This is a genomic window from Neobacillus drentensis, assembly GCF_036965645.1.
Lineage (GTDB): Bacteria > Bacillota > Bacilli > Bacillales > Cytobacillaceae > Neobacillus > Neobacillus drentensis_D.
Map to the genome: position 1 here is coordinate 1 of NZ_JBALPZ010000195.1, position 14,860 is coordinate 14,860.

Sequence of the window (14,860 nt, forward strand, 5' to 3'; positions counted from 1 at the left end):
CTAATTGAGTTTTTATTTGAAGTGATTTGGAACATCTTAATGTTTATACCAAGAGTAATAATTCGTTTAATAGGGAACATTTGGTGAATTAATGAAATGTAAAAAGGATAAGTTTGTGAAAAAACGCACTTAAACTAATGGGTGCTTCCGTTGAACAAAGGGGTTTCAATAATTTAACTTTAGTGACAGGAGAGGTACACATTAATTTGAAAAGAAAAATCTTAGTTAAAGAAGATAGTGTAATAATCGACGGTGTTGAAATAGAAGGTATATTCGTACGTGAGTATTGCAAAAATTGTGGTCATGAAATAATCCTTTATGAGTCATATGACTCGGAATTTTGTCCACAATGTAATGAATGGGTGTATGATGTTTGTGGTGATGATAGTTGTTACTTTTGCAAGGACAGACCCCAAAAACCATTACATGAGTAATCTTGTTTTACTAAGGGTGCTATACTTTAAAAAACAAAAACGGGCTGTTGTCGGCAGTCCCTTTTTTCATTGTCGTTATTGAACTCCCTCAGTTTAATACGATTTTCTCCCGAATACTCGCTTATTCGCAGGATCTCATATCCATTTAATTAGGTTTAACGGATAAAAGAAATGATTTCAGACCATTAAGGCTTCGTGAAGGCATAGTTAAATAGAGGAGTAAAGTGTAACTCCACAATTTACCATATAATGTACATGCTCCACGCCGCCCCTGGAGGCTTTCCCTCCTATGTCTCAACGGGTCATTTGCCCTATCATTCCTTCGTCATGCCTATCCAAGGGGTGGAGGCCAGTCATGCTAAACTGATGGGTCAGTGCCCTTATGTTCAATAAATCTGGTACTCCGTACATATTTGAAATCCTACGAATAAGCCAATATTCGGTCAATATAAGTGGTTTAAATTATTTATTTCAAGGGGACAAACAATCTTCAATTCTGTAAGTTATTACGCTGCTATTGCTGAAAATGGTTTGAGCTTATCAGGACAATAGGATTCATTTCGTCTAGATATACATACAAAAATCCTTGCCAACTTGCCAATTAACTTCATAATGGATTTCATTTTCTTCATTTTTTTAACTTTGACATTTTGAGAATGTAATGCTTGAAATTCTGGGTTATTCATCACAAGACTCATTGTAGCTAAGTAAAGGAATCTCCTTAGTCTGGAACGTCCTCGCTTAGAAATGACAATTTGGCCTTTCCATTTACCTGAACTTGCTTCAGCTAAATGGAACCCTGCATGGCGAAGAAGAGAATTGCCATGAGAAAAACCACTTAAGTCTCCTGCTTCACCTAATATGCCAGCTAAAGAAATTTCACTAATTCCTTTAATGGTAAGGAGCTTTTTGGCGAAAGGAATTTTATTTAATGCTTCGGTAACCTGTTGTTCAACTCTTACGAGTTGTGCTACAGCTAAATCATATTCCTCTAATAACTGCTCCAAATGGAATTTATAAGCATCAAGTGCTTGTCTAGTACCAACAGATTTTTTGGCTAACTGGAGGAGTAATAGGGCCTTTTTTAATCCAGGCTGCCTCTTCATGATTGATTTCCAACCTGTAATAACATCGTGAGGCTGCAGAGTTTCTAATTCCACTGGGATTGGAAATAATCGCAGGGTTGCGATTGCCCCCTTAGCCTCAATATCTTTAAACACCTGTCGGAGTTCAGGAAAAACAATATCTACACAACGATTTAATTGATTAATAGCACTAACAAGGCGTTTAACTACTACATCACGGTTAGACATTAGAACCCTTAGTTTTTCAAATGATTCTGATGTGTACCTAACCTCTGAGTAGTAACCATTCTTCACCATATCAGCAATAACTAAAGCATCCTTTTTATCACTTTTTGATTGAGTGTTATCTCGATTTTCTTTATTCTTTTTTACTAAATGTGGGTTTACAGTTACTACCTCAATATTCTGCCTTGAAAGCCATTTTGAAAGATTGATCCAGTAGTGTCCAGTTGGTTCCATCCCAACAATAGCTTCATCTAGGTTGTTTAATCTTTGAAGATTTTTAATCCATTTTAGTAAATTAGCAAATCCTTCTTCATTATTATTGAATGTAAGTGGATCTCCAACTACAATTCCACGGAAATTTACGGCTCTGGCCACGTGAAATTGTTGGGCTATATCCACACCTACAACAAGATGCTTAACGGAAATTCTTTCTATTAGAAAACTTCATAGTAGGGTTCCTCCTAAGGTTGTGAGTTAGAGTGGTGTCTATACTCATATCTTACTGAGGGACCCTATTTTTTTCAAAGTCGAAAAATAACGATCTACAGGAATGCTAAAGGAGCAGTTTAGTGGAAGAGGTCAGATTGATCTTTGTTCAACAATTGGGCCAGATTGTTGAATAACACTTAATAGAAAAGTGACTATTCTTGTTAAAGTATATAAAGATGTGGAGAAATGTACTTAAAGTAACGAGGCATTTAGTTAAATAAACTTTCATGCAAATTCAACTTAAAAAACCATCCTCTAAAATATTTAAGGTGATGGTTTTTTAAGATATTTTATTTAAGATTTTTCCAACAATAAATCCGAATATTATTCCAGGAAAAACAAACAACATTGGGAGCCATACAGGACCCAATAACACTCCAAATATCATTAAGTCTGAGGAGAAAATTAATCCAACAGTTACAAAAAACGCAGTGAACACATATGGAAGGAAAGAATAAGGGGCTTTGTCTCCTCCTGCGTCTTTAACTGCATCCCACATAGAAAAAAAGTACAAACAAGGATAAAACATCAACCACTGATAGTTTGCATATTTTATTGCATTGGCAATTTCTCCGTGAAAACTCATAAGTATAATCCGATTGAAATTGGATTGTATATTTATAAAAATTTCAAGTATTAATAAAACTGTGCCTTTATAATACTTTCCGTTTAAATACTGTCCAAATCCAGGAAGTGCAATGCTCCATATTAATTTTTCAAATATACTCTTATTCATTTAATAACCCCCAGCAATAATGCTTATTGGACGTCTTTTGCAATTTCTTTTCTGTTAGTAGCAAGTGGGGGTGTTCTAACCATTTTTTTGTACCATAATATTAAATTTAACCATTTCTTTGTTACGATGAGATTTTTGAGAATAGTACCCTCATAAGCGGTCACAAGGTCTGTACGAATGGCTGGTGCTAGTCCTGCTCCATGATAGTTTTGTGCAGCTTGAAACGAAAAAACGATATAATACAGCATTAACTTACCGGAAAAAAGAAGAGTATGTTGAAGCTTACTGTTTCTAAAGATTTCGGAACTGGTAAGTTATCTGTTTACATTATTTTTGAAAATATTTTTATTTGACCATCAGCCGTATTCTGGGAACTTTTTTAATTCTTTTATTAGAGCGACTTTACTGAATGCGATAGAAAGGGTTTTAGCCATAATGCTTTTTTAGCTTGAAAGAAATACAAATGATTTCTTACGATGCTAATTTTTAACCTTTTCCAAATATCCATCTTTGATCTTGGCTGGACGTCTGCTCACTTGGGGGGGCATGACGCGGGGTGTCGCTTATGGAATTCGTGTATCTGGCCTATGTGCCGAGAAGTTTCCATTTCTTGAATAGCACCTGCCACGTTTCTATTTATGTGACCAATTAGATACAGGTGGTTCATTAAACCAATTTTTCCTTATTAATAACTTCAGCCCTTTCTCTGAGTAGTTTTCAATCATCTTGATTAGTTCCTTTAAAGAATCTATATGATCCTTTTTATAACTGGATACCACTGCATTTTGTAGATTGGTTATACTTACTGGATTAAGGAACATTATTAAGTTTGCCATTAATTTATCTGAAAAAGGTGATTCCTTTACTTTATTAACGTGAGCCTCTAGTCCAGTTGTAGTTGGAATTCCATTTTCTCTATAGATATCGGATAAAGAGGCTGATTGATAAAATGCTAACTTTTTCCCTTCTAGTATAAATTTCTTTGTGTCCATATCCTCTACGACTTCAGAAAAACCGGTACAAAGAGCAACTCCAACATTGTTACATTGAAGGGCACTGAACATATTTGCCAATTCTACCGCATTAAGTGGCCGTTGCTGAGTTGAAGCAACTTTGAATAGTTTCCCATCCCTTTCATCTGCTTTTTTGTAAGAGAAGGAATTATTTTGTAATAAATCTTTATCATTAAGCAATTTTAATAAAGAAAAATCTAATTGAATTACATCATTAAGTATTTTTTTATAAAATTTTTTTACTTTATAATCTGTTAATTCAATATATTGAACAGCAAGCGCTCGCAATCCATTACTCGTTATATGCTTTAAGATCTCTATAATTAATTGGTCTGAAAATAGCTTTGTTGTTGAACTATATATATCATCTTCCCTGAAGAACGGTGTATCTTTATAACCTTCCTCAGACAATAATTGAGTAGCCTCATGTTCTTGATATGTAGAGATTTCATATATTTCATTTAAAATATTCCTTAAATCGGTATCCTCAGAAGTTTCACTAAGATATTTTAATAAAAAATTCATCATGTTTGAACTTGATTGTAAGTACCAAAGGAAACCTAATTCATTTACGTTCATTTTATACCCCCTAAAGACTCAATTTCTTTTTTTATTTTGTCAAAAAAAATTCTTGATTATTCATGAATCAGTAATTCTTCCTAAATACACTTAGAGTTTCATTGTATGGGATTGAATCTTTCGAAAAGGAACAACATTTTATATATCCGACCAAACTGATGTTGGTAATATAATGATTCAAAAATATTGAGGTGAATATCTAAAGCTAACTTCCTTTAATGGGGGAAAGTGAGTTATTTTGTAGAGGGCGAACAGTTTTGTGGACGGGATCAAGTCCCCACTGGAAGAGCCGTTCCACCCTGGCTACTATGATCATAAAACCTAATAAAAATAGGGCACCATAAAATCTTTCGTGACATATAAATAGATACTTACACCGAGAGTAAAAGTAGTATTTCTGAAAATATGGGTGAAATAGATTTTTTGGCAACGTCGGTAAATTATTGAGGACAGGGTGTAGCAACTAAGATGAAAGAAGTTGAGCCCAGGGAGCCTACCTTCTCTTATGTGATAGCCAAATGGGCGAGCTAAAACTCCTGATTTTGTATATTTGCTTAGGAGTGAATTTAAGTAATTGCAAAGTATCTACTTTTCAACAAAACCAGCTAATAGTAGGTAGCTGCTTATTCAAGAATCGGGCGCTTTTCTTGAATAAGAAGGCGTCTTTTTTGATACACCCCTACACGTTAAAGGATTAGATTCTGTTAAGGAAAAAAAGATTGTGAATATTTTCGCTTAAACAAATGGGTAGCTTTGGTTTAAAATAATGAATGGCAATCTTTCTTAATATTTACATTTAACTACCATCTTGAGATATCATTTGTCATGGTACAATTATCTTGAGGTGGTATATTTGTTTATTTCTCCTATGTTACTCCACAAATCGGATCATCCTTTTGATGATGACAATTATATAACTGAATTAAAATTAGACGGAATTCGTACAATCTGGACTAAGTTTGAAGATAAAGTCAGGATCTATACTCGCCATAATAATGATTAACTATACTATAATAATAGTAGACCAATTAGTATAATATATGAAGCTATTCTATTATTTTTTTTCATATTATAATTATTAACCAGATTAAAAAATAAAAGTTCAATATGTATAATATGTAAACGGATCTTAGGGGGACATAGATGAAAGTTCAGGAAGTCATATTGGAAAACAATATGAAAAGATACATGTTACTGGATGACAAAGGGATGCCAGTCCTTCCAGTGATGAAATACATAAAATACCTAGATTCACGGGGGAAAAGCCCAAATACTCAAAAAACGTACTGTTATGCATTGAAGGAGTATTTTATATTCCTAGAGGATGTAAATCTAGGATATAAAGATGTAAGATTAAAAGATTTGGTGGACTTTATTGCATGGCTTCGCAATCCATACGGAATTAATAAAGTAGTTCCCCTTCAACCAACTGAAGCGAGAAAAAAGGAAAACACTATCAATCTAATTCTTACAGCTGTAAATGGTTTTTATGATTACTTATATCGAAATGAAGAGCTATATAAAGCTATGGTTGATTTAGTCACGAAAGAACAATTTATTAATGTTTTTCTATGGTAAAAACAGGATCTATAATGTTTATATTTATGCTGAAAAGGTTAAAAAAAGCAATACCTTAGAAGCCATTGCTTTTTTATTTGAGGCGGATTAGTGAGTAAGCAGGATGAGGGTATCAATGTAGAAGTAGTACCTTTTACTAGAAAAGATTTGCCTCCATTTGTTTTAGCAACCTTCTTAAAAGCATTCTCTCGTCCAAAGTAATATCTGTTAATAGCCTCTCTTGTTGTTTTCTCCACTTTTCATTAACAGGGGCTTCAAGTTCTTTTCCAGTGTCGGTAAGGAATATTCTAGTAATTCTTTTATCGTTGTAATCTTTTTTTCGAATTATTATCCCTTTCTTCTCAAGAGCTTTAACCATATTAGTAACTGTGGGAGCCTCGCAATTTAATTTGTTACAAAGTTCAACTTGAGTTAATCCATCTTCTCTCCATAGTTTACATAAAAGGTTATCTTGTCCAACATGCAAGTTAAGATCATGTAGTAAATGATTGTAATTTCTTCGTGTCTGTGACGAAATTTTGTCTAGAAGCTCTCTTATTTCATCATTTAACATATAAAAACTCCCCGTCTAAAATCATTAGTGATCTAACTATAATTTGAAGTGTATTTCAAGTCAATTTATGGGTTAAAGCCCAACTAATCGTTTGTACTTTTTGCCTTTTCACCATACTCTTTACCAAAAGCCTCCATCATATCTAGAACAGGGATTAATTTCATTCCTTTTTCTGTGAGGGAATATTCTACTTTAGGTGGAACTACAGGAAACACTTCACGTTTAATGATACCATCATTCTCTAATTCTCTTAGTTGCTTAGTGAGGGAACCTTGTGATAGGTCCCATAGAAAATTTTTGATGTCGGAATAACGACGTGTAGTTCCTTTTAAGTACCAAAGAATAAAATACTTCCAGCGTCCAGATAAGACATTCTGAGTAAATGCTATTGCGTACATATCTTCTTTTTCATCTATAAACTCTCTTTGAAAACCATCTTTACAAACCTTCAATTTATTTCACTCCTGTCTAAAAGTACAAAAATATGTACTATATCCATTTATATTGCCCTCTTTTCATCAATTCATATTGACTTTATGATTGTCCATATAAACCAAAGCAAATAATTACTAGTTAATTATCTGAAAGACGATAACATTATCATTATTTTTGGTTTTATAGTTAGCAAGCTAACTAACTATAACATAGAAAGGAGGTTTTGATTAGTGGATATAGGAAATTCAGGACTAAAACTGTCTATTTTGGACTTCGTTCATCACCTAATAAAGAAAGTAATGCTAGAAAAAGTCTTCAAAATACAACTGAAATGGTTCAATTAGCAGACCGTTTGGGATACACCAGGTATTGGTTCACTGAGCATCACAATACAACTACTTTGATGAGTACCTCACCTGATATGTTAAGTATGCATGCAGCTGCTCATACCAAAAACATTCGTGTAGGTTCTGGTGGAGTTATGTTACCTAATCACAGTCCTTTAAAAGTGGTGGAGAACTTTACTCTTTTAGAAGGTTTGTATCCTGGTCGAGTTGATCTTGGTATAGGGAGGGCCTCTGGAACTGATGGCTGGACTATGTGGGCTTTGCTGAGGTCCAAAGAATTATTAGGAGTAAATGATTTTCCTGAGCAATTAGATAACCTACTTTCTTTTTTTGACCGTAACTTCAAAAATACTCATCCTTTTAGTAACATAAATCCCCCTGGGGACAAATCGATGGTACCTGATATGTATATATTGGGTTCTAGCGAGGGTGGATTACAGTTTGCACTTGAAAAAGGCTTAGGATTTGTATTTGCTGCACATCTGGCACCACAATTAGCTGTTCCGATGTTAAGAACTTACAATTCTAACTTTAAACCTTCGTCTTATTTAAGTGAACCGAAAAGTATGTTGGCGACTATTGTTATCACAGCCGAAACGGAAGAAGAGGCTAAGTATATTGCGGGACCGGTAGAGTTACTTTGGGCACGAATGAGTACAGGTTCAAAAAACCTTACATTTCCTACACCAGAAGAAGCCAAAAATCACAAATATACTCTAGAAGAAGAAAGAGCTAAGGAAAGAAATAAAGAACGTTTTATTATTGGCAGTGTAGAAAACGTCGCTTTTCAACTTACTAAGACTGCGAAGGCGTGTTTAGTTAATGAAATTATTATTGCTGATTTTTATCCAGATCAAGAAAGCCGAAAAAGAGGACATGAATTATTGGCAATGGAACTAGGGTTAATGCAGGGAAATTAAAGATTCGGTATGTAAGAAGGAGAATTCAATAGTGATTGATAGAAAACTTAGACTTGGGGGTATCATCGACGGAGTTGGTTGGAGCTATTTTGGATGGCGACATCCTGATATACCAGCAAACGCAAGTGAAAATATTGATTTCTATGTTGAAAAAGCCATGCAACTTGAGAATGCGAAGTTTGATACGATTTTTTTAGCTGACGTCAGTCATATTGGACCGGGCATGATACCACATTACCTTAGCATGTTTGAAGGGATTTCTATCTTGTCTGCATTGAGTATGGTAACTCAGTCCATAGGTTTAACGGCTACAATAGCTACTTCATATGCTGATCCATTTACAGTTGCCAGACAGATAGCTTCGCTGGATAAGATTAGTAACGGACGAGCCGGATGGAATGCTATCACTTCTAATCCAGGAGGTTTAGCAAATTATAGCCGTACTCATTTAAGAAAATCAGATCTTTATCCACTGAAAGAAGAATTTTTAGAAATTGTTGAAGGTCTTTGGGATTCGTATGAAGATGATGCATTTATACGAGATAAAAAAAGTGGAGTATTTTATGACCCAAGTAAGATGCATTCATTAAATTATACAGGTAATTACTTTTCAGTAGATGGACCTTTAAATATTAGTCGTTCTAGACAAGGTAGACCAGTTGTCTTTCAAGCTGGTACTTCCTCGGCTTTTATGGATATAGCTGCTAAGCATGCTGAAGTCATTATGGCTCCTGGTGATAATTTTGATTATCTAAAGGGATATACCGCTGAACTAAAAAGAAGAGTAAAAAATCAAGGACGATCACCAAATAACCTGCTGATAATGCCTTCTCATAGCCCGATAGTTGGTAAAACAGAAACAGAAGCACTAGAAAAATTGAGAGAAATAGAGTCATTAATGCCTATTGGTCATAGATTGCCAAGGCCTCAACTGATGGGATCAGCGGAGAATGTGGCAGAGAAAATAGAACATTGGTATAGAGAAGGGGTAATGGATATCTTACTAATTAGACAAGATTACCCAGCGGGATTTGAGGACTTTATTAAGTTAGTTGTCCCCATATTACAAGAAAAAGGCATATTCAAAAAGGAATATGAGGCTAACACACTTCGAGGAAATTTAGAGCTACCTTACCCTGAGAATATGTTTAAAGAATAACAAAAATTAAACTAGACATCAGAAGGAGAAGTTGGGGTCTGTGTAGCAACGGAACTTTTTTACGCAATAAGCATTAGCTGATTTTAATTTTCGGTATTATTGGCTATATAGGGTTAATTATATTATTTGTAACCAAAACACACAATTACCTTAATCCTTAAAAAAGGAATGTAGACAATTTTGTGTTGCGTGTTGAGGCGATTGGAATAGTTCATAACTGATATGGAATCATAAACGAACAAAATATATTTAGGAGGAACAATAATGAGATTTGGAATTATAGGTGCAGGAGTAATAGGGACAAATATTTCTAAAAAATTAGTTAAGAATGGACATGATGTCAAAATTGCAGAAACCCGAGGAATTGAACATTTAGAAGGAAGAGAGCTTGATGCAACACCTGTGAATTTAGAAGATGTAATAACAAATATTGATGTTCTTATAATATCTCTCCCTTCTATTGTAATGCCAAGCATTCGTAACATTGTAGATAAAGTTGGAGAGGAAGTAATCGTTGTAGACACCTCAAATTATTATCCTTTTAGAGACAATAAGATTGAAGAAATTGAGAACGGGATGGTTGAAAGTGTATGGGTTTCAAATCAATTAGGAAGACCTGTCATTAAAGCTTTCAACAACCAATTAGCTTATACATTAGAAAATAAAGGAACCCCCAGAGGTGCTAGTGGTCGCATTGCCTATGCGATTGCCGGTAATGACCAATCACATAAACAAGTAATCATGGACGTAGCAAACGAACTAGGCTTTGATGCAGTGGATAGTGGCTCTTTAAGTGATTCATGGAGACAACAACCAGGAACTCCTGCATACTGCACAGAACTAACAAAAGAGGAACTAACGGAAGCGCTCAAAAAGGCAGATAAAGAAAAAGCCCCACTCCTACGGGATAAGGTAATAGAGAAGCTTTCAGCTGAATTATCTCATGAAGATATTGTAAATCTAAACAGAGAAACATATAATTCATAATTTAGGAAACCCATATTGATGATTGCGATAGTATTTAATTTTAAATTGAATAGAAAACATTGGAAATTTGGAATCGAGTAGGAGGGGGTAAATAACCCCCGACCTCTCACACCACCGTACGTACGGTTCCGTTACGGCGGTTCAATAGCTGAGTGTGCTTTCTCGAGGAGTTGGTTTAAGTCTTTAAGGCCAACTTTCTCGAGAATTTTATTATTTATGGCTATATAATGATTTGGTGGCAAATGCAGTGATTTTTCAGAACGTAGTCGATATGACACTTATTTTATGGTATGGGATCTCATTAAAGAGAGGAACCAGTTTTCTAAGGAGGATCTTGTCCTGCTCAATACTTATTTAACCGGCACGTTAAGCATTTGGGAATTATTCAATTGATTTAGAGAACATTCCACAACCATTAGAAGGAGATGTTCCGGAATAAACAGTAAACGGGTCACATATGGAATGAATATCCATATGTGACCCGTTTTTATAAGAATCTCGGTCGTACCTCAAATTTATTTAATAATTATTGAAAATCTCATCCCTAGTTTATTGTGGAGCTCGGATTTTCGGATGTTCTAGCTATGAATTGTTTGTCCTCATCTTTTAAATTATGAATATTCTTAGCAGAAATATGGAAGCGCTGGAAGAAGACTAAACTCGCTAAAAGAGTCTTATCAAACTAAAAATCCCGCAACCAAAAGCAAGGGAATGGGCTAACACACGAAAGGGATATTTGCGAATCGCCTGTAGCCATATCCTCCACGATTATTGAGAAATCTGTGAATAAATGAACTTCAACTAAAGGGGGCGTTAGTTGAAGAAGAAAGGGCTTAACATATTAGTCATATAAAATATGTCGTGTTCTTTAGTTTATCTAACTTTTTTTAATTTAGGTCTTGATAAATAATGAAATAACCTCTAAGTTCCCTGAATTAATAAACCTTCCTATCCCTAATGGAACTGTCCTAGACGGTGAAATCATTGTTACAGATAAATTAGGAAGACCGGACTTTGAAGCCACAATGGAACGTTTTTTTAGTACAAAATCTAATCGCAAAATTTCATATAGTGTATTTGACATAATTTATTATAATAGCGAAAAAATTACAAATTTATCATTGTTAGAACGTAAAGACATATTAAATAAATTAGTACCAGAAGACACACCTTTATTAAATAAAGTCCAATGGATAAAAGGGGAAGCCGTACAATACTTTGAATTGATTAAGCAGCATGAACTTGAGGGGATTGTACAGAAGAGAGTAGACTCACAGTATCATATTAATAAACGTTCTTATGATTGGCTTAAAGTAATTAATTATCAATATGATAATGTTTATATATCTGGACTAAGGAAAGATAAATTTGGATTACTATTAAACTATAGTGATGGTAAATATGCAGGATTAATGGAGTTTATGCCGACAGCAAATCATAAGGAATTTTATAGGCAATATAACGATTTTATCGTAGAAGAAAATGAAAAGTTTATTTATCTTGATCCTAAATTAAAGGTGAAGGTTAAGTATCGAAATATAACAAAAAAGGGACTCCTTAGAATCCCTAGTTTCGTAGAGTGGGCTAATTAGTTCACTCTTTTTTAGACTTCCCAAACATCATTCATAAGTTCCTCAATTTCTCGTCTTAGTTTTTTTTGTTTCCTCTTTTAAAACTTCGACCTTATCATCAATTATTACTATCACATCTCCAACTGCTGCATTTTTGGGGAAAATGGATTTAGGGAAGTCTTTAGTAGTACCTTCAATTTCCACTACAGCAATGTTTCCTTCGAATCGATCAATAATTCCCTTCATTATCTCACCGTCTTTACGCTCATAGTTGTACCGTTAGTGGTAAATATGATATTCCCACTTTTATCGGTACGATAAGTTATTATTTTTAGTGCATTTAATCGATTAATAACTGTACTTGTAGGATGTCCATAACTGTTTTTACCTACACTTACGACCGCATACGTTGGTTTAACAGCATTCAAAAAGGCAGAACTAGTGGAAGTTGATGCGCCATGATGACCGACTTTATTGTTTGTTTAGAATTAATCATATCCATTTCAGATTTTATTTCAGCATCTCCAGTAAATAGGAAGGATTTCTTTCCATATACTAAACGTAAAACTGCACTCCAGTCATTTAAATCACTAGTTGAGTAAGTTTTAACTGAACATGAGACATATTATCATCGATTGCGACCCAGGTCATGATGATGCGATTGCCATTCTGCTGGCAATCGCTCATCCTCAAGAATTGAACATTATAGGGATTACCACGGTGGATGGGGATTCTATTTTGGAGAATATTACCGATAACGCTCTTAAATTATTAAACTTTGTTAATCAAGACATTCCTGTTGCGAAAGGTATGAGCGGTTTAGATGTCACTACAAAGGCTGAGATCACTGTAGACGAAATTGCCGAATTGAAAAACAAGGGCAAAGATTAAAGCACTGATATTCATAACATCAGAGCTTTTTTAATAGATAACTAATGAAGAAAAGTATCGTTTTAAGGGATATTGACAGGAAAATGTCGTGAAATTAAAACAAAAAGTCGTAAAAGTGAAAATAGAAAGTCGTAATATTAGTATTTCAATTTAATCTATTTTTTTTATACTAGAAATACGAATGTTTGAAAATTCAAAAAAGCAAAAAAAATCAGGCATTTGTACATAATTGTTTAAAAAAGGGGGAAAACGAATGAAAAAGAAAGCGTTAACATTTTTTCTGATGTTGGTGATGGCAGTTTCAGTAGTTTTATCAGGCTGTTCCTCGAAGGAAAGCAGCGGGTCGGCTAGTGGGGGAGATTCAAAGGACAAGCCATATGAAATCACAATGGCCTACTTGTATTTTACCAAAATTGATGACCTTCCTGCAGTTCAGGCCGAAATTAACAAAATTACCAAGAAGAAAATTAACGCAACTGTAAAACTTATGCCGATTGAAGCTGCAGCTTGGCAGCAGCAATCAACCCTACTATTAACAGGTAATGAAAAAGTGGATCTTATTTTGGCAACAGGAACTGCAGGCTACTCTTTGCCAGCAACAAAAGGACAGTTTCTTCCTTTAGATGATTTATTAAAGAAATATGGAAAGGGCATTATCGATGCTGTTCCTAAGCATGTACTTGAAGGAGCTAAGGTCGATGGCAAAATTTACGGAGTTCCAAGTATAAGAGACTTCGCAGCTAATTATGGATTTGTTATGCGAAAGGATATTGTAGACAAATACCATATCGATCTATCCCAAATAAAATCTTTTGAAGATTTAACCAATGTCTTCAAAACTGTAAAAGAAAACGAACCTGGCATGACACCAATTGCTAACACCACAACATTTAACCAACCTGCAATGGTTATAGACGGTGGAAATTTTGATTATCTTGGTGACTCTTTAGGTGTTGTATCATTTAAAGAAAAAAAGGTTGTAAACTTGTTTCAACAGCCAGAGTATGTTAAAGCTGTGGAACTTGCAAGACAATGGTATAATGCAGGATATACCTTAAAAAATGCAGCAAACATTACCGATGCCACCGTATCTATTGTTAAATCAGGTAAAGGCTTTGGTTACTTCTCGCATCAGAAGCCAGGCTTTGCTCTACAAGAATCAGCAATGACGGGGCATGAAATGGTAGCTGTTACCTTTACAAAACCATATTCTTACACAGATGCTGCAATCGGACTTAACTTGGCGATCACAAGAAATAGCCAAAATCCGGAAAAGACGATGCAATTCTTGAACCTACTTTATACCGACAAAGATATTATGAACCTGTTAGCGAATGGTATTGAGGGTAAGCACTACCAAGTAACTTCCGATGGAACGATAAAATTACCAGATGGAGTAAAAGAATCAAACTATGTATTCAATCAGTGGGAACTTGGAGACAATGCTTTGACTCATGTTTGGCAAGGCAATAATGTGAATTATTGGGATGAATTGCTCAAATTTAATGATTCAGCGGTCATTTCTCCGGCATTTGGTTTCCAGTTTAATCCTGATCCGGTGAAAACAGAAATTGCTGCAAGTACAAACGTTATCAATCAGTACAAAGGTGCACTTGAAGCTGGCGGCTTAGATCCTAATAAGGCTTTAGCAGAATTTAATAAAAAACTAAAAGCAGCAGGCATTGATAAAATCATTGCTGAAAAGCAAAAGCAATTTGATAAGTGGAAAAAGAATAATTAACTAATTGAGAAGAGAGCTAGTGAGCATTGAACTGACCTATTAAAATGAGACAACGAAAAAGCACCGATTATGCTGCCTGTTCCCTAAACTCAATAGGGGACAGGTAGTTTAATTTTG

Annotated in this window: 13 protein-coding genes and 3 pseudogenes; 8 read left to right on the plus strand and 8 right to left on the minus strand. The window is 34.7% G+C overall.

The window, feature by feature from the left end:
• Window positions 1–940 precede the first annotated feature (940 nt).
• The 4 genes from V7266_RS27710 to V7266_RS27725 all read right to left on the minus strand — a co-directional run bounded on the left by V7266_RS27710 (window position 941) and on the right by V7266_RS27725 (window position 4,561).
• Window positions 941–2,179, minus strand: a complete 1,239-nt coding sequence (locus tag V7266_RS27710; RefSeq protein ID WP_438825778.1) for an IS110 family transposase — start codon at window positions 2,177–2,179, stop codon at window positions 941–943.
• 334 nt (window positions 2,180–2,513) lie between these two features.
• Window positions 2,514–2,969 (minus strand): hypothetical protein, encoded by a 456-nt coding sequence (locus V7266_RS27715; protein ID WP_335472443.1) that lies wholly within the window; start codon window positions 2,967–2,969, stop codon window positions 2,514–2,516.
• A gap of 23 nt (window positions 2,970–2,992) precedes the next feature.
• On the minus strand, window positions 2,993–3,217 hold the full coding sequence (locus V7266_RS27720; protein ID WP_335472444.1) for a hypothetical protein: 225 nt from the start codon (window positions 3,215–3,217) through the stop codon (window positions 2,993–2,995).
• A 384-nt stretch (window positions 3,218–3,601) separates the two neighbouring features.
• Window positions 3,602–4,561: a DUF3231 family protein gene (locus tag V7266_RS27725; RefSeq protein ID WP_335472445.1), complete on the minus strand. Its 960-nt coding sequence runs from the start codon at window positions 4,559–4,561 to the stop codon at window positions 3,602–3,604.
• Between the two features lie 853 nt (window positions 4,562–5,414).
• Between V7266_RS27725 and V7266_RS27730 the strand changes: the two are divergent.
• Both V7266_RS27730 and V7266_RS27735 read left to right on the plus strand, forming a co-directional pair.
• A pseudogene (locus tag V7266_RS27730) lies at window positions 5,415–5,561 on the plus strand (ATP-dependent DNA ligase); the annotation flags it as partial.
• 143 nt (window positions 5,562–5,704) lie between these two features.
• Complete coding sequence (locus V7266_RS27735) at window positions 5,705–6,139, plus strand: site-specific integrase (protein WP_335472446.1); 435 nt, start codon at window positions 5,705–5,707, stop codon at window positions 6,137–6,139.
• 136 nt (window positions 6,140–6,275) lie between these two features.
• On the opposite strand, the gene V7266_RS27740 is transcribed toward V7266_RS27735, so the two are convergent.
• Window positions 6,276–6,692, minus strand: coding sequence for a MarR family winged helix-turn-helix transcriptional regulator (locus V7266_RS27740; protein WP_335472447.1), 417 nt, complete (start codon window positions 6,690–6,692; stop codon window positions 6,276–6,278).
• Between the two features lie 83 nt (window positions 6,693–6,775).
• Window positions 6,776–7,144 carry a winged helix-turn-helix transcriptional regulator gene (locus V7266_RS27745; protein ID WP_420491511.1) on the minus strand — a complete coding sequence of 123 codons (369 nt, stop codon included), beginning with the start codon at window positions 7,142–7,144 and terminating at the stop codon, window positions 6,776–6,778.
• A gap of 206 nt (window positions 7,145–7,350) precedes the next feature.
• Between V7266_RS27745 and V7266_RS27750 the strand changes: the two genes are divergently transcribed.
• From V7266_RS27750 to V7266_RS27765, 4 genes are all read left to right on the plus strand, one after another.
• Entirely contained in the window at window positions 7,351–8,394 is a 1,044-nt protein-coding gene (locus V7266_RS27750; RefSeq protein WP_335472448.1) for an LLM class flavin-dependent oxidoreductase, read from the plus strand.
• Between the two features lie 31 nt (window positions 8,395–8,425).
• Window positions 8,426–9,553, plus strand: a complete 1,128-nt coding sequence (locus tag V7266_RS27755) for an NtaA/DmoA family FMN-dependent monooxygenase (protein WP_335472449.1) — start codon at window positions 8,426–8,428, stop codon at window positions 9,551–9,553.
• Window positions 9,554–9,817: 264 nt separating this feature from the next.
• Window positions 9,818–10,540, plus strand: coding sequence for an NADPH-dependent F420 reductase (locus tag V7266_RS27760; RefSeq protein ID WP_335472450.1), 723 nt, complete (start codon window positions 9,818–9,820; stop codon window positions 10,538–10,540).
• Window positions 10,541–11,439: 899 nt separating this feature from the next.
• Complete coding sequence (locus V7266_RS27765) at window positions 11,440–12,132, plus strand: ATP-dependent DNA ligase (RefSeq protein WP_335472451.1); 693 nt, start codon at window positions 11,440–11,442, stop codon at window positions 12,130–12,132.
• Window positions 12,133–12,143: 11 nt separating this feature from the next.
• On the opposite strand, the pseudogene V7266_RS27770 reads toward V7266_RS27765, so the two are convergent.
• Window positions 12,144–12,357 (minus strand): annotated as a pseudogene (locus tag V7266_RS27770) (DUF3006 domain-containing protein).
• Window positions 12,357–12,721 (minus strand): annotated as a pseudogene (locus V7266_RS27775) (ComEC/Rec2 family competence protein); the annotation flags it as partial. The pseudogenes V7266_RS27775 and V7266_RS27770, both read right to left, overlap by 1 nt.
• A gap of 5 nt (window positions 12,722–12,726) precedes the next feature.
• Here V7266_RS27775 and V7266_RS27780 point away from each other — a divergent pair.
• Both V7266_RS27780 and V7266_RS27785 read left to right on the plus strand, forming a co-directional pair.
• Window positions 12,727–13,002 carry a nucleoside hydrolase gene (locus tag V7266_RS27780; protein ID WP_335472452.1) on the plus strand — a complete coding sequence of 92 codons (276 nt, stop codon included), beginning with the start codon at window positions 12,727–12,729 and terminating at the stop codon, window positions 13,000–13,002.
• A 253-nt stretch (window positions 13,003–13,255) separates the two neighbouring features.
• The gene (locus V7266_RS27785; RefSeq protein ID WP_335472453.1) at window positions 13,256–14,743 is read left to right on the plus strand and encodes an ABC transporter substrate-binding protein; all 1,488 of its coding nucleotides are present in this window, start codon (window positions 13,256–13,258) and stop codon (window positions 14,741–14,743) included.
• Window positions 14,744–14,860: the final 117 nt, after the last annotated feature.